General features: G+C 57.3%; 25 protein-coding genes and 1 pseudogene. 11 read left to right on the top strand and 15 right to left on the bottom strand.

Annotated features, from left to right (window positions below):
• Positions 1 to 368: 368 nt before the first annotated feature.
• Positions 369 to 563: pseudogene (locus tag ACR3ES_RS05255) on the top strand (IS5/IS1182 family transposase); the annotation flags it as partial.
• A gap of 1033 nt (positions 564 to 1596) precedes the next feature.
• Here the strand turns inward: ACR3ES_RS05255 and ACR3ES_RS05250 are convergent.
• Positions 1597 to 2358, bottom strand: a complete 762-nt coding sequence (locus ACR3ES_RS05250; RefSeq protein ID WP_170427874.1) for a zinc-ribbon domain-containing protein — start codon at positions 2356 to 2358, stop codon at positions 1597 to 1599.
• A gap of 186 nt (positions 2359 to 2544) precedes the next feature.
• Between ACR3ES_RS05250 and ACR3ES_RS05245 the strand changes: the two genes are divergently transcribed.
• The 4 genes from ACR3ES_RS05245 to ACR3ES_RS05230 are packed head-to-tail and all read left to right on the top strand — an operon-like array spanning position 2545 to position 5450.
• Entirely contained in the window at positions 2545 to 3222 is a 678-nt protein-coding gene (locus ACR3ES_RS05245) for a cell division ATP-binding protein FtsE (RefSeq protein ID WP_480425558.1), read from the top strand.
• Positions 3219 to 4118 (top strand): FtsX-like permease family protein, encoded by a 900-nt coding sequence (locus tag ACR3ES_RS05240; protein ID WP_170427876.1) that lies wholly within the window; start codon positions 3219 to 3221, stop codon positions 4116 to 4118. Before ACR3ES_RS05245 ends, ACR3ES_RS05240 begins: the two co-directional genes overlap by 4 nt.
• A complete protein-coding gene (locus tag ACR3ES_RS05235) occupies positions 4118 to 4858 on the top strand; it encodes a lysophospholipid acyltransferase family protein (RefSeq protein WP_170427879.1) in 741 nt (246 codons plus the stop codon). Before ACR3ES_RS05240 ends, ACR3ES_RS05235 begins: the two co-directional genes overlap by 1 nt.
• Positions 4845 to 5450 (top strand): pyridoxamine 5'-phosphate oxidase family protein, encoded by a 606-nt coding sequence (locus tag ACR3ES_RS05230; protein ID WP_170427881.1) that lies wholly within the window; start codon positions 4845 to 4847, stop codon positions 5448 to 5450. Before ACR3ES_RS05235 ends, ACR3ES_RS05230 begins: the two co-directional genes overlap by 14 nt.
• Positions 5451 to 5471: 21 nt before the next feature.
• Here the strand turns inward: ACR3ES_RS05230 and ACR3ES_RS05225 are convergent, their stop codons facing one another.
• Positions 5472 to 6065 (bottom strand): NAD(P)H-dependent oxidoreductase, encoded by a 594-nt coding sequence (locus ACR3ES_RS05225; RefSeq protein WP_170427883.1) that lies wholly within the window; start codon positions 6063 to 6065, stop codon positions 5472 to 5474.
• A gap of 102 nt (positions 6066 to 6167) precedes the next feature.
• On the opposite strand from ACR3ES_RS05225, the gene ACR3ES_RS05220 reads away from it, so the two are divergent.
• Positions 6168 to 6746 (top strand): TetR/AcrR family transcriptional regulator, encoded by a 579-nt coding sequence (locus tag ACR3ES_RS05220; RefSeq protein WP_170429643.1) that lies wholly within the window; start codon positions 6168 to 6170, stop codon positions 6744 to 6746.
• A 17-nt stretch (positions 6747 to 6763) separates the two neighbouring features.
• Here the strand turns inward: ACR3ES_RS05220 and lpdA are convergent, their stop codons facing one another.
• The 12 genes from lpdA to mdh form a co-directional block, all read right to left on the bottom strand.
• Positions 6764 to 8152 carry a dihydrolipoyl dehydrogenase gene (gene lpdA / locus ACR3ES_RS05215; RefSeq protein ID WP_170427885.1) on the bottom strand — a complete coding sequence of 463 codons (1389 nt, stop codon included), beginning with the start codon at positions 8150 to 8152 and terminating at the stop codon, positions 6764 to 6766.
• Positions 8153 to 8221: 69 nt separating this feature from the next.
• Positions 8222 to 8632 carry an MAPEG family protein gene (locus ACR3ES_RS05210; protein WP_480424959.1) on the bottom strand — a complete coding sequence of 137 codons (411 nt, stop codon included), beginning with the start codon at positions 8630 to 8632 and terminating at the stop codon, positions 8222 to 8224.
• An 83-nt stretch (positions 8633 to 8715) separates the two neighbouring features.
• On the bottom strand, positions 8716 to 8985 hold the full coding sequence (locus ACR3ES_RS05205; RefSeq protein WP_480424957.1) for a hypothetical protein: 270 nt from the start codon (positions 8983 to 8985) through the stop codon (positions 8716 to 8718).
• A 2-nt stretch (positions 8986 to 8987) separates the two neighbouring features.
• The gene (gene odhB, locus ACR3ES_RS05200; RefSeq protein ID WP_170427890.1) at positions 8988 to 10514 is read right to left on the bottom strand and encodes a 2-oxoglutarate dehydrogenase complex dihydrolipoyllysine-residue succinyltransferase; all 1527 of its coding nucleotides are present in this window, start codon (positions 10512 to 10514) and stop codon (positions 8988 to 8990) included.
• A 3-nt stretch (positions 10515 to 10517) separates the two neighbouring features.
• Positions 10518 to 13475, bottom strand: a complete 2958-nt coding sequence (locus ACR3ES_RS05195; RefSeq protein WP_170427891.1) for a 2-oxoglutarate dehydrogenase E1 component — start codon at positions 13473 to 13475, stop codon at positions 10518 to 10520.
• Positions 13472 to 14011, bottom strand: coding sequence for a DUF805 domain-containing protein (locus ACR3ES_RS05190; protein WP_170427894.1), 540 nt, complete (start codon positions 14009 to 14011; stop codon positions 13472 to 13474). The genes ACR3ES_RS05195 and ACR3ES_RS05190 overlap by 4 nt, the downstream gene beginning before the upstream one ends.
• Positions 14008 to 14673: a hypothetical protein gene (locus ACR3ES_RS05185; RefSeq protein WP_170427896.1), complete on the bottom strand. Its 666-nt coding sequence runs from the start codon at positions 14671 to 14673 to the stop codon at positions 14008 to 14010. Before ACR3ES_RS05185 ends, ACR3ES_RS05190 begins: the two co-directional genes overlap by 4 nt.
• A 24-nt stretch (positions 14674 to 14697) precedes the next feature.
• Positions 14698 to 15579, bottom strand: coding sequence for a succinate--CoA ligase subunit alpha (sucD, locus tag ACR3ES_RS05180; RefSeq protein ID WP_117870362.1), 882 nt, complete (start codon positions 15577 to 15579; stop codon positions 14698 to 14700).
• 13 nt (positions 15580 to 15592) lie between these two features.
• Positions 15593 to 16279 carry a class I SAM-dependent methyltransferase gene (locus ACR3ES_RS05175; protein ID WP_480581781.1) on the bottom strand — a complete coding sequence of 229 codons (687 nt, stop codon included), beginning with the start codon at positions 16277 to 16279 and terminating at the stop codon, positions 15593 to 15595.
• Between the two features lie 240 nt (positions 16280 to 16519).
• Entirely contained in the window at positions 16520 to 17062 is a 543-nt protein-coding gene (locus ACR3ES_RS05170; RefSeq protein WP_170427902.1) for a hypothetical protein, read from the bottom strand.
• Positions 17063 to 17139: 77 nt separating this feature from the next.
• A complete protein-coding gene (gene sucC, locus ACR3ES_RS05165; protein WP_170427904.1) occupies positions 17140 to 18333 on the bottom strand; it encodes an ADP-forming succinate--CoA ligase subunit beta in 1194 nt (397 codons plus the stop codon).
• 308 nt (positions 18334 to 18641) lie between these two features.
• Positions 18642 to 19604, bottom strand: a complete 963-nt coding sequence (gene mdh / locus ACR3ES_RS05160; protein WP_170427907.1) for a malate dehydrogenase — start codon at positions 19602 to 19604, stop codon at positions 18642 to 18644.
• Between the two features lie 160 nt (positions 19605 to 19764).
• On the opposite strand from mdh, the gene ACR3ES_RS05155 reads away from it, so the two are divergent.
• Positions 19765 to 20520, top strand: coding sequence for a sulfite exporter TauE/SafE family protein (locus ACR3ES_RS05155; RefSeq protein WP_170427910.1), 756 nt, complete (start codon positions 19765 to 19767; stop codon positions 20518 to 20520).
• A gap of 1 nt (position 20521) precedes the next feature.
• Here ACR3ES_RS05155 and ACR3ES_RS05150 read toward each other — a convergent pair whose 3' ends face one another.
• Positions 20522 to 20836 (bottom strand): hypothetical protein, encoded by a 315-nt coding sequence (locus tag ACR3ES_RS05150; RefSeq protein ID WP_170427913.1) that lies wholly within the window; start codon positions 20834 to 20836, stop codon positions 20522 to 20524.
• A gap of 177 nt (positions 20837 to 21013) precedes the next feature.
• On the opposite strand from ACR3ES_RS05150, the gene ACR3ES_RS05145 reads away from it, so the two are divergent.
• Genes ACR3ES_RS05145 through ACR3ES_RS05130 form a run of 4 tightly spaced genes read left to right on the top strand, consistent with a single transcriptional unit; the run spans position 21014 to position 23680 of the window.
• The gene (locus ACR3ES_RS05145; protein ID WP_170427915.1) at positions 21014 to 21871 is read left to right on the top strand and encodes an HpcH/HpaI aldolase/citrate lyase family protein; all 858 of its coding nucleotides are present in this window, start codon (positions 21014 to 21016) and stop codon (positions 21869 to 21871) included.
• Between the two features lie 7 nt (positions 21872 to 21878).
• Positions 21879 to 22433 carry an NnrU family protein gene (locus ACR3ES_RS05140; RefSeq protein ID WP_170427917.1) on the top strand — a complete coding sequence of 185 codons (555 nt, stop codon included), beginning with the start codon at positions 21879 to 21881 and terminating at the stop codon, positions 22431 to 22433.
• 12 nt (positions 22434 to 22445) lie between these two features.
• On the top strand, positions 22446 to 22652 hold the full coding sequence (locus ACR3ES_RS05135; protein WP_170427919.1) for a DUF1737 domain-containing protein: 207 nt from the start codon (positions 22446 to 22448) through the stop codon (positions 22650 to 22652).
• Positions 22652 to 23680 carry a MaoC family dehydratase gene (locus ACR3ES_RS05130; protein WP_170427921.1) on the top strand — a complete coding sequence of 343 codons (1029 nt, stop codon included), beginning with the start codon at positions 22652 to 22654 and terminating at the stop codon, positions 23678 to 23680. Before ACR3ES_RS05135 ends, ACR3ES_RS05130 begins: the two co-directional genes overlap by 1 nt.

The raw sequence follows: 23680 nt of genomic DNA, 5'->3' as shown, positions 1-23680 counted from the left end.
CATCCGCCCGTCTCTCTAATATCCCACGGCAAGTTTCAAGTTGAAAAGAGGTGAGTTTTTAAGTGAGATTATATTAATAATTTTCAATGGTTTACAATATATTTGCGCGCCGAAAGCATGGTAGACACACAAGACACTGTACAGCCTTTGAAGGCGCTGGAAGCGAGTGGAAATCACCACTGGTTCGATTGCGGTCACAAACAAGGCGGCTGTGGACAGACGTTAATGGGATTGGCTGCTGATAATGGGGAAGAAAACATGAAGAGAAGCAATGCCACCTATCTTGAAGCTCATAGCACAGAGTCTCGCCGTGCGGTGAAGTAAGGATAACTAGGAAATGATCTGGGGGATCAATTTCCCGATGAACGGGGGACAGTCGTCTGATCGAGTACACTAAGGGTGGCATGAACCCAACGCTGAACACCATCTGGCACAACCAAAGGCGCCATCTAGACCTCTTTGTGACCACCGGTCAGGTCAGCGATTACATTGGCGCCCATGCCCTGGTGAGTAGATTGCCAGATGTCGACTGGCTGGTTCGTGGGCTGATTGGTCCGCGTGGGCAGGTCACAACGCTCATGCATGATACGCGAACAAACTCTCCAGCGGAACGGGTGCTTTGTCGAATGAGACAACACTGGAGTTCGATAACCTGAATATCGTACTATTCTATGTTTGGATTCAATCCAGACAACGCACCAATGACTGTACAAGCAACGGATGAGAAAGGATCAGGCTAGGCCGCGAACTATTTCGGCGCGTGCGCGGTTTGTGATGCAACGATCGACACATCGGGCTCTGACAGAGATGCTGAGAAATAGGATACGATCAACAGCCTGTCGCGCCAGGATCGAACTTCAATTCGTAAACTGTGATGCAAGATTTTAATCTGTGCGGCATGGAACATAGGGCGCAGCATTTTATGCTGCACATATTGGGCTTCACTCTAGGGGTTTACAACCAAGAGTTGGGAAACATCATCAGGGTATTGTTTTGGATAATGCTCGTGTAGGTATCATCAACTGCCCTATATATCCATGCCTGGGCGTTATCGCCGCGTGCTTTTGTGCTTCAACGTGCCACAAACAGCTAATCGACTTTCGCTTTATCAACAGATCGGCTTAGGGTCAGGACTTCGGTAACGGGGCCGTCTCAGTCAAGCTGTTTTGCGCAAAATAATTGATCCGGCAAGGCGGTGTAGCTTTTCTTCGTTTGTGTCCGCCCCGCTTTCTGTTACGGCCTTCGATTTAGATCCTTCGGGTACATGCTTCGGTTCGTGGTCAGCGCGACGGCTGCCAACATGATGCTGGTTCGATGTAGTTCCGATGTGCCCATCTCATAGGCGTGCTTGACGGAAGTCAGAGACGGTCCAGACCTCGGCATTATCGGAACCACGTCCCTGCGGGACCTCAAAGGCCTGCTGTCAGGCAGGCAACAGATAGGTTAGCGGACATTCAGCGATGGTTCACGATGCTGCAGCCACTGCCCTCAAAGCAGATGTTTCAAGACAACTAGTAATTTGATCCGTTTTCCGGAATTTTGCTCAGTTAATGACGCGAAGATCAATGTCGTCTGACGCTCAGCACAAATTGCGCGTCAGTTCTGCGATGCGCCGGATCCCGCCTGGGCCTCGAGCCAGATACGGGCCTGATCCACAAGCGAAACGTAGGATTGCAGAACTGGATCAACCTGCGGAACGGCTTCGCTGATCTGTTGGGCGTTGCTGTAGATCAGATATAGCACCACGCCCATAATCAGGATCAGGGCAAAGCCACGCACAAACCCACCGGATTTGCGTACCGGTTCTGCGGGCGCTGCGTCAGCCTCGTCGCTGCGGAGGCTGGAGTTGATTGCCTCAACATCCGGCAGCGCATCCTTCTGTCCGGAATCTTCTGCGGTTTCGGTTGCAGACGGGCGTTTGGGTTCAACCTTCGGCACTGGCGCCGTATCCAAGGCAAGGTCAGGTTGGCTTTGGAGCGTCACGCCTTCCTGCGCGCGCAACTCGGATTCGCGTGCAGCCTCTTGCTGAAGGATAGTCGCGACCGCAGGATCCACGTTCCCCGAAGTGGCTGCCGCGGGTTTTTCGGTCTCTGGCTCCGGTTCGGGTTTTGCAGCGGCGTCGGGTGTCGACTCTGACGCCTCGTTCGTGGTGTCTGCTTCAGCCACGTCACTATCAGCGGTTTTGACCTCTGCTGCTTCAGCCAATGCAGGCTCTGGTGACGGCTCCGCTTGGTCGGGGTACTTGGGCTGAAACCATGTGTGATCACAGTTCGAACACTGCACATCCCGGCCATCTTCCGGGATCACCTCGTCCGGAACCTCGTATTGGGCACCGCAATTCGGACATGTAAGACGCATGCTGCCTCTCTTGGCCAGTCTGGCGGCCTTATGGTGGTTTTTTCAGGGATGATATTCCGTTAAAACCCAACCGCAAAGGGCGTTTTCGGTTTCGCAGGGCAAGTGTCACCAATTCGACCCGGTGTGGGCATTGAAACCGCATCCCTGCTCGGGCATGAAGAGCGACAGAAAACCTTGGGGGCACCCGTGATCGAGCTGGAGAATGTCAGCTACACTTATGGCGACGGTGAATTGCTGAGCAGTGTTTCGGTGCAATTGCAGCCGGGCTCATTTCATTTCCTGACCGGCCCGTCGGGTGCCGGTAAAACCACCCTGCTCAAGCTGTGCTACGGCGCGTTGCTGCCGACATCGGGGCGGCTGAGCGCGTTTGATCAGGATATCTCGGCGCTGGATCGGGACCAGATGGCCCTGTTGCGCCGCCGTGTTGGCGTGGTGCATCAGGACTGCCAGTTTCTGGATCACATGACGCTGGCGGAAAATGTGGCGCTGCCCTTGATGGTATCCGGGCGCGCGGAACATGCAGAGCAGGATAACCTGACGGAGTTGTTGAGCTGGGTGGGGCTGGGTGGCCGTCTTGAGGCGCGACCGCCGGAACTGTCGGGCGGGGAACGGCAACGCGCCGCGCTGGCACGGGCTGTCACCCTGTCGCCTGATGTCGTTCTGGCGGACGAGCCAACCGGCAACGTGGATTGGGAGATGTCCCAGCGCCTGTTGCGCTTGATGATCGAGTTGAACCGGATGGGCAAAACCGTCCTGATCGCAACCCACGACCTCAGCCTGATCCGGGCGGCGAAAAGTCAGGTTCAGGCCCGGGTTCTGCGCATTTCACAGCGCCAGCTCCAATTGGCGGGAGCAGATTTATGAGCTCTGGCGACATCCGCAATCTGCTGCACAGGGATAAACGCGCGGACCGCGTGGTCCCCCCAACAGGGTATACCGCCCAGCTGACACTATTTGTATCCGGCGCAATGGCGTTCCTTGCGGTCTTTGCTCTTGCGCTCTCGCTTGCCTCGGGTCGGATCGCAGATCGCTGGGCCACGGAACTGGCCGGGGCTGCAACGGTACGCATCAACGCGCCTGAAGACCAATTGGCGGCACAGACCGATGCGGCTCTGACGGTTTTGGGCCAAACCCCCGGTGTGGCTTCTGCTCGTGCTTTGACAGCGCAGGAGCAGGCGGCGTTGTTGTCGCCTTGGTTCGGTCCGGATCTGCCGCTGGATACGCTGCCCATCCCACAGCTGATCGAAGTCATTGAAGGCGAACCGGGGCTGGATACGATGGGCCTGCGCCTGCGGCTGGGTGCCGAAGTGCCCGGTGCTGTTCTGGACGATCACACCAGATGGCGCGAACCTCTGGTCGATGCGGCAGAGTCATTGCGACGGCTGGGTTGGATTTCCATTCTTCTCATCGGTGGCGCGACGGCGGCCATGATCACGTTGGCGGCGAATTCCTCGCTGGCCGCCAATGCGCAGATCATCGAGGTCTTGCGGCAAATCGGGGCGCGCGACCGGTTCATCGCTGGGGCGTTTGTGCGGCGCTTTACCTTCCGGGCGTTTTTCGGCGCGCTTGTTGGAACGGTTTTGGGCATGATCGGCGTCTTGCTCCTTCCGGACGCCTCCGATGCGGGCGGGTTTTTGACCGGATTGGGCTTTCAGGGTATTGGCTGGATTCTTCCGGGCCTTATCCCAGTTTTAGGTGCCGTGGTTGCATTCTTTGCCACCTTGACTGCAGCCCGTCGCAAATTGAAGGAGCTGTCCTGATGTCCATGGCCGTTCAATGGGTTCGCTCTCTGATCTTTATGGTCGTGATCTACATCTGGATGCTGATCCTTGGCATCCTGTTCTTACCGTATGCCGTCTTTTCCAAGCGTGGTGCACTACAGGCGTGTAAGACCTACGCCCGTACGACAATATGGCTGGCGCGGTGGATGGTCGGTATTCGGTGCGAGGTCCGGGGCATTGTCCCCAAAGACGAAGTGGTGGTCGGGGCCAAACATCAGTCGTTTCTGGATATCATCATCATCTTCAACGCGGTGCCACACGGCAAGTTCATCATGAAGCGCGAACTTCTGTGGACACCGATCATTGGCGTTTATGCCCGTCGTCTGGGCTGCATCCCCGTTGATCGCGGCAAGAAAGGCGCGGCCGTTGCCAAGATGGTTCAGGATGTGGCCAAAGAGTTTTCGGAGCCCGGTCAGCTTGTGATCTATCCGCAGGGCACACGGGTCGCACCTGGCACGCACAAACCCTACAAAGTTGGCACCGCAATTCTGTATGAAGGCCTCGGGTTTCCTTGCATACCGGCTGCGACAAATGCCGGCGTATTCTGGCCGCGCGCTGGTGTTCTGCGCAAACCCGGGCTCGCAATCGTCGATTTCCTTGATCCGATTGAACCGGGTGTCGCGCGGGACGATTTTCTGAAACGCCTGGAGACGGTGATCGAAGCACGGTCGGGCGAGTTGATGCGGGAAGTGGGGTTTGATCCGGATGGAGTATATTGACGACATAGCCGCTCTTGAGGCGTTGTATGGCACGCCCGGCGCGCCTGCCACGCGTAAAGTCGCCCACCGTCTGACGCCCCTCTACAGAAAATGGATCATGGCGTCTCGGCTGTGCATTCTGAGTACCGTGGGTCCAGAAGGCGTCGACGGAAGCCCGCGCGGCGACGACGGGCCGGTGGTTCTGGAGCTTGATCCGAATACGCTGGCGCTGCCGGATTGGCGCGGCAACAACCGTTTAGATTCATTACGCAATATCATTCGGGATCCGCGCGTCTCCCTGATGTTTATGGTGGCGGGGTCAAACAACGTTGTGCGGTTGAACGGCAGGGCGCGATTGACGGATGATACCGCGTTACGGGCTCGGTTTGAGAAACACGGGAAACGCCCTGCGACCGTCGTTGTCATCGAAATCAACGAGATTTACACACAATGCGCGCGGGCTTTGATGCGGGCGGGAACCTGGAACGCCGACCAAGACGTCGCCGAGTTGCCGAGTGTCGGTGAGATTCTTGCCGAGGTGACGGCCGGCGAAGAGGGTGGCGCGCAGTATGACCGGGACTGGGGGCCGCGCGCCGCCAAGACGATGTGGTAAGGGCTGAGGGTCGGCCGCACGTCAAACTGCAGCCGCTCCAATTCTGGAAACTTTGTCAATCCAACGCTCCACACTACCCGGTTTGGGATAGCTTGCGCCCGCGAAATATGTGAACCGGGTTGGTTTGAAGCCAACAAACCCCAGAATCTGATCGCGAACCTGACGGATGAGGGCCTGGCGATAGATCAGGCGCATGAACCAGCCCGGAGTGTCGGACGTCAGGATCACCCGCGCCGTACGGCCGGTTAGCATTGGTGCGGGCAAACCGATCCTTGTGGTGTTTCGTGTGTCGAACGTGCGTCCCGGAATAAACATCCGGTCGATCAGACCCTTTAGCTTGGCGGGCAGACCGCCCCACCACATGGGCGTTGTCAGGACCAGATGGTCGCTCCATTCGATGTCCTGCAGGAGGTGTTCCAAAACCGGCTCAAGCGGCTTGAAGTCGTGATAGTTGCCCTGACCAAAGTCATGATCGAATTGCAAATCACTCAGATGGACCATCCGAACCTCATGCCCTTTGTCCTGCGCGGCATCTGCGTAGGTCTGAGCAAAGGTGCGCGACAGGCTGCTTTCTGCGGGATGTCCGTCGAGGACAAGTATTTTCTTGGGATGCATTGGGGTGTCTCCTAAAAATGACCATGGTCAATTTATATATTCACAAAATGACCACGGTCAATAAAAATTTGACCGCGGTCAAAAATCATGCAATCTGACCCTATGCAAAAGACAATCCAAAAACGTACGCTAAAGACACGCGCCAAACTGCTTGTTGCCTCGGAAGAGGCCGTTGATCGCCACGGCTACCAAGACTTGCGGGTGGAAGAAGTTGTGACGGCCGCAGGCGTCGCAAAAGGCACGTTTTTTGCGCATTTTCGTGACAAGGATGCGCTGATGGAAACGCTGGTTGGCCAGCGTCTCGGTATCATTTTCGACCAGATAGAAGCGGGACCATCTCCAAAGACTGTTGCCGAATTGATAGACGCACTCGCGCCGATTCACGGCTTCATGACATCAGAACGCTATGTTTTTGATCTGCTGCTGCGCTACTCCGGGGCCGCAGCCATCGCCGAGATCGGGCCGATCGCCCTTTGCTTTGAGCGCTATTTTCGTCTGGTTGAAAGCTGGCTCAAGTACGCCGATGTCCGCAAGGATGTATCCGCCGACCTGCTTGCCGAGGGCGTCCAGGCCTTTGCCATTCAGGCGATGTCACTCAAATTTTGCGCCCTGCACGACGCGCAGCGCTTTGAAGACAGGTTGGATGTCTACCTCGCGGCCTGGCTTACCCCGGCGCGGTAACCGCCGGGGCCCGGTGTTCAGCTGTGAATAGGTCCGTCGCCGCAGGCAAGGGCCGCTTCGCGCACAGCTTCGGAATAGGTCGGGTGGGCATGGCATGTCAGGGCAAGGTCTTCCGCCGAGGCGCCGAACTCCATAGCCACGCATACCTCGTGGATCAGATCACCCGCCGCCGGGCCGATGATATGAGCGCCCAAGATCCGGTCGGTTTCCTTATCGGCCAGAATCTTCACAAAGCCATCCGCAGCAAAATTCGCCTTGGCGCGACCGTTACCCATGAACATGAACTTGCCGACCTTGTAGGCGCGGCCCTGTTCTTTCAGGGTTTCTTCGGTCTCTCCCACATTGGCCACTTCAGGCCATGTGTAAATCACCCCCGGAATGACGCCGTAGTTTACATGGCCATGTTTGCCTGCAACCTGCTCGGCAGCAGCCATGCCTTCATCCTCGGCCTTGTGGGCCAGCATCGGGCCTTCGATGACATCGCCGATGGCGTAGATACCCGGTATGTTGGTCTGCCAATCTGTACCCACTTTGATCTGCCCGCGTGGAGTCATCTCCACGCCCAGCGCCTCAAGCCCCAGACCTTCGGAGAACGGCTTGCGCCCTGTCGAGACCAGCACTGTGTCGGCGTCGATCACATGCTCGCTGTCGTCTTTGCGAAGCTTGTAGGTCACCTTGGCCTTGGTTTTTGTCGCTTCGGTCTTTTGGACCGCCGCGCCCATGACAAATTTCAGGCCCTGCTTTTTGAGAATGCGCTGGAAGGTTTTCTGCACCTCGGGGTCCATGCCCGGGGTGATCACGTCGAGGAACTCGATCACTGTCACCTCGGCGCCCAAACGCTGATACACTGAGCCCAGTTCCAGCCCGATCACGCCTGCCCCGATCACCACCATCTTCCTCGGAATTTTGCCCACCGACAGCGCACCGGTCGACGTCACAACAACCTTTTCATCCACTTCGACGCCGGGCAGCGAGGCCGGTTCCGAGCCCGAAGCGATAATGATATTCTTGGCCTCATGCAGCTCGTCACCCACCTTGACCTGGCCGGCAGCCGGGATCGATCCCCAGCCTTTCAGCCAGTCGATCTTATTCTTCTTGAACAGAAACTCGATCCCCTTGGTGTTGCCTTCGATTGTCTCTTCTTTGTAGGCCTGCATCTGCTTCCAATCGACCGAGGGGCTTTTGCCCTTCAAACCCATCTTGGCAAAGTTGTGCTCGGCCTCGTGCAATTGATGGCTGGCATGCAGCAGCGCCTTTGAGGGTATGCAGCCCACATTGAGACACGTGCCACCCAGCGTTTCGCGCCCTTCAACCACCGCGGTTTTCAGCCCCAGCTGGGCACAGCGTATAGCGCAGACATAGCCGCCGGGGCCCGATCCGATTACGATGACGTCGTAGTTTGCCATGAAGGGTCTCCTTGAGAATTCGGGCTGTCGCAGAGCATAAATCTCTGAACAGTTTGTACATCAGCGGCTTCACAATAACACCGCCAAAAGCATAAGGGTCGTGGCCAGAAAGCCAGCGAGCCAAATAACAGTACGCCAGGGTTTCAGGCCGTAATAATAGGCGGGAACATATAAGAACCGGGCGGCCAGGTAGATCCAAGCGCACGCGGCCGTAAAGCCGTTTGCCATACCGCTGAGCGTGACGACCACACAGGCGATTGTGAACAGGATCAACCCCTCAAAGTGGTTGTTCAGTGCCCGGTACAATCGCGCCGTTCCTTGGGACAACTGATCCTCGATCGGTCCACCCAAGCGGTCTCGGTCCCGGGCTGACGTGGTCTTTCCTGGGCCAAGCTCCAAATTGGCCGGGATTGCCATTAGCGCATATTGCACGACCTGCAACAGCGCTGCCAACGTCAGGACGGTGAGTTCGGGGGTCATGGGCGAGCGTCTTGAAAAATGTTGTCCAAGCGCTTTCGCGTTGAGCAACCGGTCGGGTTTATGTCCAGTCGTACGTGCATTGCTTAGACGGGTGTCAGCACTTTAACCTGAATATGCGCCACGCCACCGCGTTCGTGATGCATAGCCAGTTCCTCCGACTCGATGAAACTCTGCGCCCGGTCCAGATCTGCGATCTCGAACAGCGCGACCGCGTGATCCTTTTGCTCAGGATCTTTCCAGATGTGCAGATCGTGAATGCCCGCTGCCTCTCGCATGGGTTTGTCCTCGAGAAACACGTTCAGCCAGACATCAAAATCCGCGACATCGGCTTGCCAAAGTACATGCGTTGCCATGGTCACAGATCCATCAGCAGGCGGCGAGGATCTTCCAGCGCCTCTTTTACCCGGACAAGGAACGTCACCGCGCCTTTGCCATCGACGATCCGGTGGTCATAAGACAGCGCCAGATACATCATCGGGCGGATCTTGATCTCGCCATTGATGACCATCGGGCGGTCCTGGATCTTGTGCATGCCCAGAATACCCGACTGCGGCGGGTTCAGGATCGGTGAGGACATCAGAGAGCCATAGACGCCACCGTTCGAGATGGTAAAGGTACCGCCCTGCATCTCCTCCATGCTCAGTTTTCCGTCCCGCGCACGCCTGCCTTTCTCCGCGATGGCTTTTTCGATGGCGGCAAAGGACATGCTGTCGGCATCGCGGATGACCGGAACCACCAGACCCTGCGGGGTACCTGCGGCGACGCCCATATGTACAAAGCTCTTGTAGACGATGTCGGTGCCGTCGATCTCTGCATTGACCTCGGGCACTTCCTTCAACGCATGACAACAGGCCTTCGTGAAGAAAGACATAAAGCCCAGACGCACGCCGTGCTTTTTCTCGAACTGGTCTTTGTACTGATTTCGCAACGCCATCACCTCGGTCATGTCCACCTCGTTAAAGGTGGTCAGGATCGCGGCGGTGTTTTGCGCGTCCTTCAGACGTTTGGCAATGGTTTGCCGCAAACGGGTCATTCGAACCCGTTCTTCACGCCCCGCATCCTCGGCGGCAACGGGCGCGCGTGGGGCCTGGGCAGCGGGGGCGGGCACAGCCGCCGCAGGCGCTGGGGCCGAAGCTGTTGCAACCGCTTTCGCCACGTCTTCCTTCATGATGCGACCATCGCGGCCGGTGCCGGTGACGTGATCCGCGGACAGGCCCGCCTCGGCCATGGCTTTTTCTGCGGACGGAGCGTTGGCAATGTCCTTGCCGTTGGTCGAGGCGCCGCCGCCCGCGGCTGCCGCAGGCGCTGCGGGAGCTGCTGCAACACCCGCCGCAGCGCCCGAGATCACCGCCAGCTTGGCGGTCGCGTCTACAGTAGCGCCTTCCGGAGCGACGATCTCAGCCAGAACGCCAGCAGCGGGAGCCGGAACCTCAACCGAGACCTTGTCTGTTTCTAACTCACACAGCATTTCGTCCTGTGCGACGGCATCGCCCACTTGTTTGAACCACGTGGAAACGGTCGCCTCGGATACGGATTCACCCAGCGTAGGCACCATCACGTCAACACTGCCGCCCGATGATGCCGGGGCTGCGGCAGGCGCTGGCGCTGGAACTTCGGCCGCCGCCGGGGCAGGTGTGGCACCTTCTCCGGCCGTGATCGTGGCCAGCAGGGCATCCACGCCCACGGTTTCCCCTTCGGCCGCGACGATTTCTCCCATCACGCCGGCGGACGGAGAGGGCACTTCGACCGTGACCTTGTCGGTCTCCAACTCACACAGCATCTCATCCACGGAAACGGCGTCACCGGGTTTCTTGAACCAGGTCGCAACCGTGGCTTCGGTGACCGACTCGCCAAGCGTGGGAACACGAACTTCAATCGTCATCGCTTACTTTCCTTCGAGGCTCAGCGCTTCGTTAACCAGCGCTTCTTGTTGGGCTTTGTGTTGGCTGGCCAGACCCGTTGCGGGCGAGGCCGAGGTTGCGCGGCCGACATAGCGTGGCCGTTTGTTATCTGCGCCGATCCGGGTCAGCACCCATTCGATATTGGGTTCGATAAAGGTCCACGCCCCCTGGTTCTTGGGTTCTTCCTGACACCAGATGATCTCGGCACCTTTGAACCGTTCAAGTTCATTGATCAGCGAGTGCGCCGGGAACGGGTAATACTGTTCGATCCGCAGCAGGTAGACATCGTCGATACCCCGGGCATCGCGCTCTTCCAGCAGGTCGTAATAGACCTTGCCCGAACACATCACCACTCGTTTGATCTTGTCGTCGGCAACCAGCTTGGTGTCAGAATTGCCATGCTGCGCATCATCCCAGAGCACCCTGTGGAAACTGGATCCGGTTGTGAACTCCTCGGCCGTGCTGACGGCCAGCTTGTGGCGCAGCAGTGATTTCGGGGTCACCAGGATCAGCGGCTTGCGGAACGTGCGGTGCAACTGACGACGCAGAATGTGGAAGTAGTTCGCGGGCGTCGTACAGTTCGCGACGATCCAGTTATCCTGTCCGCACATCTGCAGGAACCGTTCCAGCCGGGCCGAGCTGTGTTCTGGCCCTTGCCCTTCGAACCCGTGCGGCAGTAGGCAGACCAGACCGGACATGCGCAGCCACTTGCTCTCGCCTGAACTGATGAATTGGTCGAACATGATCTGCGCCCCGTTGGCGAAATCGCCAAATTGCGCCTCCCACAGGACAAGCGCATTTGGTTCGGCCAGCGAGTACCCGTATTCAAAGCCCAGCACCGCGTATTCGCTGAGCATCGAGTCGATCACCTCGTAGTGCGCCTGTCCGGCGCGAACATTGTTCAGCGGGTAGAACCGTTCCTCGTTTTCCTGATGGACAAATCCGGAATGACGTTGGCTGAATGTGCCCCGCGTGGCGTCCTGACCGGACAAGCGAACCGGATAGCCTTCGGTCAGCAGAGAGCCAAAGGCCAATGCCTCACCGGTCGCCCAGTCGAAACCCTTGCCGGATTCGAACATCTGCTTTTTGTGCTCCAGCAGGCGACCAACCGTCTTGTGCAGCGCGATGTCGGACGGAGCATGCGTCAGCGCCTTGCCGATCTCGGCAAAGGTTTCCGGTGCAATCGCCGTGTCGCCGCGTACATATTCATCCTTGTTCTTGTCCAGATGCGACCAGCGCCCATCCAGCCAGTCTGCCTTGTTGGGCTTATAGTCTTTTCCGGCCTCGAACTCATCGTTCAGGTGGGCCTGAAAGGCCGCTTTCATGTCCTCGATCTCGCCTTCGGGGATCAGACCATCCTTGACCAACCGCTCTGTATAAAGGCTGAGCGTGGTTTTGTGGGTCTTGATCTTTTTGTACATGATCGGGTTGGTGAACATGGGCTCGTCGCCCTCGTTGTGCCCGAACCGGCGGTAGCAAAAGATGTCGATAACCACGTCTTTGTGGAACTTCTGCCGGAATTCCGTGGCCACTTTGGCCGCATGCGTGACCGCCTCGGGGTCATCGCCGTTGACGTGAAAGATCGGCGCTTCGACCATCAGGGCGATGTCGGTTGGGTACGGGCTGGAGCGGCTGAAATGCGGCGCAGTGGTAAACCCGATCTGGTTGTTCACAACGATATGCATCGTGCCGCCAGTCTTGTGTCCCCGCAGGCCCGACAGTCCGAACCCTTCGGCCACAACGCCCTGACCGGCAAAGGCGGCGTCGCCGTGCAACAGGATACCCATCACCGCTGTCCGATCCGCGTCTTTCAACTGATCCTGTTTGGCGCGCACTTTACCCAGCACGACGGGGTTCACCGCCTCAAGGTGGCTCGGGTTTGCCGTCAATGACAGGTGAACCGAATTGCCGTCGAATTCCCGATCAGAAGACGCGCCAAGGTGATATTTTACGTCACCGGAGCCGTCCACATCCTCGGGCTTGAAGCTGCCGCCCTGGAACTCGTTGAAAATGGCGCGGTAGGGCTTGCGCATCACATTGGCCAGAATGTTCAGGCGGCCCCGATGCGGCATCCCGATGACGATGTCCCGAACACCAAGGGCGCCGCCGCGCTTGATAATCTGTTCCATCGCCGGGATCAGCGCTTCGCCGCCGTCCAGACCAAAGCGTTTGGTGCCCATGTATTTCACGTGCAGGAATTTCTCGAAACCTTCGGCCTCGACCATCTTGTTCAGAATGGCCTTGCGGCCTTCCTTGGTGAACTGGATTTCCTTGCCATACCCCTCGATCCGTTCTTTCAGCCACGCGGCCTCTTCGGGGTTCGAGATATGCATGTATTGCAGCGCAAAAGTGCCGCAATAGGTCCGCTTCACGATCTCGACGATCTGCCGCATCGAGGCCATCTGCAGCCCCAGCACGTTGTCGATGAAAATTGGCCGATCCATATCAGCCTCAGAAAACCCATAGGTCTTGGGGTCCAGCTCAGGATGTGTGCTGGCCGTGCGCATCCCCAGCGGATCCAGATTGGCGGCCAGATGGCCGCGGATGCGATAGGCCCGGATCAGCATCAAGGCGCGCAGGCTGTCCAGCACCGCACGTTTGATCTGGTCTTCGCTAACTTCGACGCCTTTCGCTTCAGCCTTGTCCTTGATCTTCTTGCCCGCCGCCTTGGCATCGATCTCGGCCCATTCACCCGTCAATGCACCTGTCAGATCATCTGTTGGCATTGGCGGCCAGTCGGTCCGCGCCCAGGACGGCCCCTCGGCCTCTTTCTGAACATCCGGCGTGGCATCTCCCATGGCCTTAAAAAACTCGGCCCAGGCGGCATCCATTGCGCTGGGGTTCTTGGTGTACTGGGCGTAGAGCTGCTCCAGATATTCGGCATTATGCCCCTGCATAAAGCTTGAGGCGTGAAAGGCAGTGTTGGGCGAATGTTCGGTCATTGGGCTACCTCATATGGGTTGGGACCGTATTGGTTGGTGCCTGCTTGGCTGGGCCGTGTCAGCCACCATAGCACCAGAAGGGGTGACACCAGCAAAACCAGCAGTGTTGGAAGGACAATCAGCAAGGTGGCTTCTGTGAACAGAGTATCGAGCCTGCCGCCATGAAACTGGTTGGCGATCCCGATGCCAAAGATCAGAACCGCAAAAGCCCCGACGATCAGCAGGATCGGCAGCAAAGCATACAGCCCGCTGCGCCCGGTATCATGCATCCGCCGCCACGCAACGGCCAGATGCGGGAAGAACACGATCAGGCCAACGATGCTCTGCACTGGCCCTGAGGACGCGGCGGACACGGATTTGGAGGTCTCGGTTTCAGTCACTGCAACCTGGGTAAAGAACTGCCAGTCGATGATCCCGGCGAGAAAGCTCCAGATCACGATGAACAGGAAAAAGAACCAGTATTCCGGCCGAGAGGCGCGACCCGAGAAGGTGAAGAATTTCGAGAAACAGGTGCGGATGGCGTCAGAGAAGGTCATTGCGCCTTCTCCGGTCGTTTTGTTGTAGCAGTAGTGAACACTGACGATACATCAAAGTCTGTGTCTGAGGCAGATTTTATTCGATGTATGTTTAGGATCGCGCCTTTCATGCTTCTTTTCAGATTATCGTCTTCGGAAGACTGATGCTGAAGATGAAGAATTGGTTGAAGGTATTGAGGGTCGCGATCCGATCCCTCCAGTAGCTCCGCAAAAGTAGTTGGAGAGTCTTCTTCCTTGAGAGCCAGCACACATTGGATGTGCTCAAACTCTCCACTCTTGTAGCTATCGATTCGCAAAACGCTTCCGGTTTGCTCACGAACAAACCACCGGTCCTTTTTTTCGGAGCCATCAACAATCTTTAAGTTGCGCGCACCTGCCGCGTTTGTGAGAGCTAACTCCCAAGTGTTTGCAATGCGCAGGTTAGAGTAGTCACCATTGCCTAAGTGGTTGGGCAAATAGGTGGCGGCGTAAGAACGAACTGCACGGTCATCAAGATTTGCAGGCACCTTCGGGGTCCAGCCAACCTGAATAAGCGTATATGTCAGCGTGGGCAAATCAGTTGTAGACTGGCAAGCAGCAACAGTTTCTGAGGCCATCTCTGAGCTGCTGGCAATAGTAGAGCCGGCAGTGGCTGCCAAGATGACAGCCGCAAAGCCAAACATGGGTTTACCACCCCAAATCACAGCTCACCCAATCGCTTCCAGCACAGCTTCACCCAGCTGCGCTGGGCTTTCGGCCACGACGATACCGGCCGAGCGCATTGCTTCGATCTTGTCTTCGGCACCGCCTTTGCCGCCGGCGACGATCGCGCCCGCGTGGCCCATGCGGCGGCCCGGAGGGGCGGTGCGGCCTGCGATGAAACCGGCGGTTGGTTTCTTGCGGCCCTTCTTTGCTTCATCCGCTAGGAACTGTGCCGCTTCTTCCTCGGCCGAGCCACCGATCTCACCGATCATTATGATCGACTCCGTCTCGTCATCCGCCAGGAACCATTCCAGCACGTCGATATGCTCGGTCCCTTTGATCGGGTCGCCGCCGATGCCGACGCAGGTGGATTGGCCCAGACCCACGTCCGTCGTCTGCTTGACGGCCTCATAGGTCAGTGTTCCCGAGCGCGACACAACGCCGACCGAGCCGCGCTTGTGGATGTGGCCGGGCATGATGCCGATCTTGCAGGCGTCGGGCGTAATCACACCAGGGCAGTTCGGGCCGATCAGGCGCGAGCTCGACCCTTCCAGCGCCCGCTTCACCTTCATCATGTCCAGAACCGGGATACCTTCGGTGATACAAACGATCACCTCCATCTCGGCATCAATCGCCTCAAGAATCGAGTCAGCCGCAAAGGGCGGCGGCACATAGATCACGCTGGCATTGGCTTCGGTCACATGCTTGGCTTCGTGGACCGAGTTGAACACGGGCAGGCCCAGATGCTCCATCCCGCCTTTGCCGGGGGTCACGCCGCCGACCATCTTGGTGCCATACGCAATGGCCTGTTCGGAGTGGAATGTGCCCTGCGAGCCGGTGAAGCCCTGACAGATCACTTTGGTATTTTCGTCGATGAGGACTGCCATGAGTACCTGGTCCTTATAGTGATTTTGATTGATTTTTGCGTAAGAGCACGGAAACGTTGTCGTCCACCGGCAGGCTGATCCAGTTAACCAGTCTGGTTGAGAAACCCGCCCTGCCGACCAGCTCTCTAAGGCTTTTCAAAGTGAAGTAGTTGACATGATCGGGGTGTCGAAAGCCGCACCATTTGGCGCCGACGATTTTGCGGTTGAGAGAGCCAAAGTTCGGCACACGAACAAAGACACCACCCGACGGTTTAAGCGCGCGATAGGCGCCCTTAAGCACATCCAGAGCGTCAGTTTCGTGTTCGAGGTAGGAATACATCACGATACCGTCGAACATCTCAGGCTCGAATTGCCAGATGGCTTTGGCCCCCGCGCCATGAAGGCAATAGCCGCCGCGAGAGCGCATATTTGCATCGGCGCGCCGATGCAGTTCCGATGACAATTCGATGCCATAAGGCGTCATCGGTTCCGCAACCCGCACGCCATCGCCGCATCCGATATCCAGCACATGACCGTTGTTGAACCACCTACGGAACGCCGCATTCTTGTCGCGGTTCATCCGCAGTTTGCTGCGGATTTTTCGCGCGATCGGGCTGAACAATGTGGACCCCTTCGAGGTCTGCTTTTTTGCGGCAAAGGTCCGCTCCCACGCGAAGTCCTCTTGCAACGCCTCGTGTTTCGGCGGGTCACGGAGGAACACAAAACCGCACGCCTTGCACTGGGCCAGAAACCAATCGACCGGAGAGTATGCCTCCAATCTGGGGGCATCATCGGACCCGCATGTGGGGCAATCGCGATATGTAGCGGCGGCTGTCACTTTGAAGGTGCGGTTAGTGCCACACGTGCGTCTGTCGAGTGCCCTGACAGATCACTTTGGTGTTTTCGTCTCACTTTGGTGTTTTCGTCGATTAGGACTGCCATTTTGTGACTCCTTCGCTGGCTATTTCGTTTGTTGCAGTTCTATGGAAGAAAATTTGCGCCCGGACGGTTGTGTCGGTGGTTGTCCAGCGACCACAGACACCTTCCAGCCAGCAATTCGTTTGTCAGCGGTCACGCGATGATTGGAAGGCTGTCGAGCAGTTTTGTATGTTGATCTGCCCGAGATATACTTCGACGTCATCTCGCTTTGGATTTTTTCAAAGTGGGATTGGTTCAAGTCATAAGAAGCAGCGGAACAATAGTTGTATTCGATGATACCCAAATTGCGGCCAGCTGAGCTAATCTCCGCAACTTTCGTTCCGGCTGTATAACGTACGCCTGTCTTTGGGTTGTAGTAATTAACATCATCCTCGTTTGACGCGTAGTTGCGCTTCAAACCCGACCTCTCTAGGGCTCGCAAGGATTGGGAAGGATTTCCAATGTTGGCCATGCATGCACTTTCGAATAGCATACTGACTTCATCGTACGCTTTCGATTCAAAAGCTGCCGACGAACAGTTTGCGACAAAAAGTAAAGCTGCCAGGGAAATCGTACCGACTTTCATGCAAGTTGCCTTTGAGCTAGTGACACAGTTGAGTTCGAAAGAAGACCCTTGAAATCCACGAACCTTCTGAACTCAAATCATCCCTTAACCGCCTTCACGATCTTCTCGGCACCGTCTTTCAGGTTGTCCGCCGCGATCACGTCCAGGCCAGAGGTGTTGATGATCTCTTTGCCTTTCTCGACATTCGTGCCTTCTAGACGCACGACCAGCGGAACCTGCAGGCCGACCTCTTTCACAGCAGCGACAACGCCCTCGGCAATCACGTCACAGCGCATGATGCCACCGAAGATGTTGACCAGTATGCCTTTGACCTGCGGGTCCGAAGTGATGATCTTGAACGCCTCGGTCACTTTCTCCTTGGTCGCACCGCCGCCCACGTCGAGGAAATTGGCAGGCTCGGCTCCATAAAGCTTGATGATATCCATCGTCGCCATCGCCAGACCGGCACCGTTCACCATGCAGCCGATCTCACCGTCCAGCGCGATGTAGTTCAGGTCGTATTTCGAGGCTTCCAGTTCCTTGGGGTCTTCCTCGGTCGTATCGCGCAGTTCGGCAATATCCGGGTGGCGGTAGACCGCGTTGCCGTCGAAACCGACCTTGGCGTCCAGCACCTTGAGGTCACCGCTGTCCGAGACGATCAGCGGGTTGATTTCCAGCATCTCCATGTCCTTCTCGACGAAGGCGTTATAGAGTTGATTCATCAGCTTGACGCATTGCTTGACCTGTGCGCCCTCAAGGCCCAGCGAGAAGGCGATGCGGCGGCCGTGGTAGGGCTGATACCCCGTCGCAGGGTCAACCGAGAAGGATAGGATTTTCTCGGGCGTTTCAGCGGCCACTTCCTCGATGTCCATGCCGCCCTCGGTCGAGCAAACGAATGAGATGCGGCTGGTTTGGCGGTCGACCAGCAGGGCCAGGTACAATTCGCGCTCGATGCCCGACCCGGCCTCGATGTAGATGCGGTTGACCTGCTTGCCTGCGGGGCCGGTCTGATGGGTGACCAGCGTGCGCCCCAACATCTTTTTGGCTTCTTCGGCGGCTTCTTCAACCGACTTGGTCAGACGGACTCCACCTTTTTCACCCGCGTCGGTTTCTTTGAAGGAACCCTTACCTCGCCCGCCTGCGTGGATCTGCGCCTTGACGACCCAAAGCGGTCCGTCCAGTTCACCCGCTGCGGTTTTGGCCTCTTCCGCGCGTAAAACGGCGCGACCGTCGGAAACCGGAGCGCCATAGCTGCGCAGAAGCGCCTTGGCCTGATATTCATGGATGTTCATCGAAGCTGTCCCGTCTGAATGCGATTGAACCGTTATAGGGGTTTCTAACGGTAAAGTTTAAAGGGTTTTTTGACGGAAGAGAGCTTTTTCACGAAGATTTTCAGTATTTGTGATCACAGCATTTTAGGTGTGATCACAAATTTGATAGCCAAGGCCCTATGATTCGAGAAGACGAACCTTAGGCCTGAAAACACATTCAAAAAAGGCGTTTGCGACGTTTGCGCCAACATAACCGGCGAACGTGATCTGACCTGCAAACAAGAAAACCGGCCCGAAAAGACCGGTCTCTTAACACCTAATCTCGCGCCTTATGCCAGCGAGTTGTCGATGCCCTTGCAGGCCTCGATCAGGCCTTTCACGGCGTTCACCGAATTGTCGAAACCCGCCTGTTCTTCTTCGTTCAGGGTAATGTTGACGATCTTTTCGATGCCGCCTGCACCGATTACGGTCGGGACGCCGACATACATACCGCTGACACCCAGTTCACCGTCGCAATAAGCGGCACAGGGCAGGACGCGTTTCTGGTCTTTCAGATACGCTTCTGCCATTTCAATTGCCGAGGTAGCCGGAGCGTAGAAGGCCGAGCCGGTCTTTAGCAAGCCAACGATTTCGGCGCCGCCGTCGCGGGTGCGCTGTACGATGGCGTCCAGCTTTTCTTGTGTGGTCCAGCCCATTTCAACGAGATCGGGCAGTGGGATACCAGCAACGGTTGAGTACCGCACCGATGGCACCATGGTGTCGCCATGACCGCCCAGCACAAAGGCGGTGACATCACGCATCGACACTTCGAACTCTTCCGCCAGGAAGTGGCGGAAGCGTGCCGAGTCCAGAATGCCGGCCATACCGCAGACTTTGTTATGCGGCAGTCCCGAGAACTCACGCAGCGCCCAAACCATCGCATCCAGTGGGTTGGTGATGCAGATCACAAACGCGTCGGGGGCGTTGGCGGCGATGCCTTCGCCGACCGATTTCATGACCTTAAGGTTGATACCCAGCAAGTCGTCGCGGCTCATGCCCGGTTTGCGCGGCACGCCTGCGGTTACGATGCAGACGTCGGCGCCAGCGATGTCCTCATAAGACTGCGTACCTTTCAGGGACGCGTCGAACCCTTCAACAGGGCCAGACTCGGCGATATCCAGCGCCTTGCCCTCGGGGGTGCCTTCGGCGATGTCGAACAGGACGACGTCCCCGAGTTCTTTCATTGCTGCGAGGTGGGCGAGCGTGCCGCCAATCTGACCTGCGCCGATCAGCGCGATCTTGGGTCTGGCCATTTGGAATATCTCCGGTGGGTTTTGAAATCGCGGTTGTGCTAGTCGTTAATAGGGCTTTGTGCAAGGGCCGAGCCGCATGGCATGCGACCGCATACAGTTTGCATATGTTTGGCCGATTGCGCTAAACGGCTTTTGAAACAAGCCGTTTCGGGGCCCCTGCATGTTCGAATTGAACCTGATGTTTTTTGCCGTGGCGATCCCGGCGGTGATCTTTGCGGGCATTTCGAAAGGCGGGTTTGGCTCGGGCGTGGCGTTTGCATCGTCATCGATTCTGGCGCTGATCCTCGAGCCGGCGCAGGCGGTCGCTTTGATGCTGCCCATGCTGATGATGATCGATTTTGCGACCCTTGGTCCCTACTGGAAGCGGTGGAGCTGGCCGGATTCCCGTTTGCTGATGCTGGGCGCCATTCCCGGCGTCTTGTTGGGCTTTTGGCTGTTTCGTGCGACAAACGACGATGTTTTGCGGTTGTTAATTGGCGGAATATCGGTTGGATTTGTCGTTTGGCATGTTGGGCAATCCCGAGGATGGGTGCGTGCTGCGCACAAACGGTTGCCGCCGCCAGTGGGTATCTTTGCGGGTTTGGTCGCCGGTTTCACCAGCTTTGTTAGCCACGCCGGAGGACCGCCAGCTGCTGTCTACCTGTTGTCGCAACGCCTGCCGAAAACCGAGTTTCAGGCCACCACGGTTCTTGTGTTTTGGGTGATTAACATCGCCAAATTTGTGCCCTACGCCTATCTCGGTCTTTTCACGCTGCAAACGGCCTGGGCAAACCTGTTGCTGGCTCCGTTTGCACTGCTTGGCGCGTGGCTCGGCGTTCGGGCGCATTTCATGCTGTCCGAGCGCGTGTTCTTTGGCATTGCATACGTTCTGCTCACGATCACCGGTTCAAAGCTGATCTGGGATGCGTTGACCTGAATTAGGCGTCGTCGCCTGCGGGCGGCAACCCTTCGACAAGATTTTCGTAGGATTGCCCGCTTGCAACCAGACATGTCACGCCATCCGGCAGCGTCACGGTGATGGTCCAAGTGCCGGTTTCGTCAGATGCGAATACCTCCATGACGGCACCCTGTCGCGCAAGTCCGATGCCCTTGCGGGTTTCGCCATAGGTGTCGGCAAGTCGCTCGATCACATCGGCGCGCGGCGCGCAATTGCGTGATTGTGCCGGCAGTTGTTGCGCAGCAAGAACCACGATGGACAACCCCATCGTCATTTTGATCAGTGTCTTTTTCATCTCCGGCCCTCTTGTCGCCTGATTTGGAAACCTTGCTCTGCAGGTCACGAAATTCGGTTAAAACAACGCACGTTGCATTGTCGCCGCCCTTGATGCTGCAGCGCGGCGTTTTTGCGCTTGAACTTTCGTGAAAAAAATGCCCCATTCCGCGCAATATTATTTCTTGGGGAGATGCAGATGGATCCACGTCAACGCCCATATCGCTCGGTTCTGTACATTCCCGGCTCCAAAGAGCGGGCTTTGGAAAAGGCGCGGACGCTGCCAGTTGATGCGATCATTTTCGATCTGGAAGATGCCGTGGCTGCCGAGGAAAAGGCGAATGCCCGTGAGACACTGAAGGCCGCGCTGGCAACAGGCGGGTATGGCACGCGTGTCAAGATCGTGCGCATCAACGGGCTGGACACTGAATGGGGCCGGGCCGATGCCGAGGCTGTGCGCGATATGGACGCCGATGTCGTTTTGCTTCCCAAAGTGAATGCGGCCGCTGATGTAGATGGCTTGGCAGCTGTCACCGGCGATCTGCCGATCTGGGCGATGATGGAGACGCCGCGCGGTATGCTGAATGCACCCGAAATCGCCGCGCACCCTCTGATGGCGGGCTTTGTCATGGGCACCAACGATCTGGCCAAGGAGCTTCAGGTCCGCTTTCGCGCGGATCGCCTGCCGCTCATGACCTCTTTGGGTCTGTGCCTGTTGGCCGCCAAGGCCGAGGGTTTGATCATTGTTGATGGTGTCTACAACGCCTTCAAGGATGCCGAAGGGCTGGCCGCAGAGTGCGCACAAGGTCGCGACATGGGCTTTGACGGCAAGACCCTGATCCATCCCGCGCAGGTTGATATCACAAACGCAGCCTTTGCACCGTCAGACGCAGAAATCGACCTGGCGCGCAGACAAATCGCCGCATTCGAAGAGGTTGAGGCCCAAGGACAAGGGGTTGCTGTGGTTGACGGCAAAATTGTTGAAAACCTGCACGTTGTAACTGCCCGCGAAATTCTGGCAAAAGCGGAGGCGATAGTAGTTTTGCAAGCGGGGTAGGCCAGCAATGGGCTTTGTTCTTTTGATCCTTGGTGTGGCACTTTGGTGGGCCGCACATTTCTTTAAACGGCTCATGCCCGAACAACGGGCCAAGATGGGCGACGCAGGCAAGGGTGTCGTTGCTCTGGCACTGGTTGCATCCATCCTGTTGATGATCTTCGGATACCGGATGACGGATTTCGTCTATGTCTGGGCGCCGCCGTCGTTCATGATTCACATCAACAACCTGCTGGTGTTAATCGGGATCTTCATGATGAGCCCTGCGGGAGCCAAAGGCCGTCTGCTGAACAAGATGCGCCACCCAATGCTGGGCGGCTTCAAGCTGTGGGCGTTTGCGCACCTGCTGGTCAATGGTGATCTGGCCTCGATCGTCTTGTTCGGCGGGCTGTTGGCCTGGGCCATTGCGGAAGTCATCGTCATCAACCGGTCCGAGCCTGAGTGGACCCCCGGCGAGCCCGGCACCTACGGCAAAGACGCCATGTTCTTTGTTGCCTCAATCGTTCTGCTGGGCATCATCGGTTACATCCATGGGTTGGTCGGTCCGTGGCCCTTCCCGTCTTAAGGAGATGACGTTGTGACCAAGCTCTACCGCCTCCTGACTGAAGAGGATACGTCGGCCTTCTGCCACAAGGTCTCCGACGCGTTGGCGAAAGGGTGGGAGCTGTATGGTTCCCCCTCGTACGCCTTCAATCCGGCGACCAACATGATGTACTGCGCGCAAGCGGTCACCAAAGAAGTCAAAGCCGACTATTCCCCTGACATGAAATTGGGACAGCAATAATGGCAAAAACCAATCCGGGCCGTTTCTTCGAGGATTACTCTGTCGGTCAGCTACTGCATCACGCGGTGCCGCGTACCGTAACAGTGGGCGAACGCGCGCTTTATCACGCGCTGTATCCGGCGCGCCATGCGCTCTATTCCTCGGATGAGTTCGCCCGGAGTTGCGGATTGCCGCAAAGTCCGATTGATGATCTGGCGGCGTTTCACGTGGTTTTCGGCAAGACGGTCCCGGATATTTCGCTGAACGCGGTGGCCAACCTGGGCTATGCCGAGGGACGGTGGTTGCTGCCGGTCTATCCCGGCGACACGGTGCGGTCAGAGTCCGAAGTGATCGGTCTCAAGCAGAATTCCAACGGTAAGACCGGAGTTGTCTGGGTCCGCACACGCGGGTTGAACCAGCGTGACGAGGTAGTCATCGAATATGTCCGCTGGGTGATGGTGCGCAAATCGAACCTCGATGTTCCAGCGCCAGAGGCCGTTGTGCCCGACCTGAAAAAGGCGTTGAATGCTGACGATCTGCTGATACCGCAAGGCCTGGATTTCACCGCGTATGACTTTGGACAATCAGGCGAGACGCATCGCTGGGGTGACTACGCCGTTGGGGAGACCATCGATCATGTCGACGGCGTAACCGTGGAAGAAGCCGAGCATATGCTGGCCACGCGCCTGTGGCAAAACACCGCCAAGGTGCATTTTGATCTGACGTTCCGCCCGGACGGCCGCCTGATCTATGGGGGGCATGTGATTTCGATGGCCCGCGCGTTATCCTTCAACGGTCTTGCAAATGCACAGATGATTGTGGGTCTGAATGGCGGTGCACATGCCAACCCGTGTTTCGCGGGGGATACGATCAAGGCCTGGTCCGAGGTCCTGGATAAGGCAGAGACCGGCGCTTCCGGCATCGGGGCTTTGCGCCTACGTCTTGTCGCGACAAAAGGTGGCCCTCCGTTTGAGCTTAGGGGTGAAGACGGAAAGTACCTGCCCGGCGTGTTGCTGGACCTTGACATATGGGCCCTTGTCCCAATGTAG

It is taken from the genome of Ruegeria sp. B1 (assembly GCF_056535885.1).
This window is presented reverse-complemented; position numbering and strand designations above follow the sequence as displayed.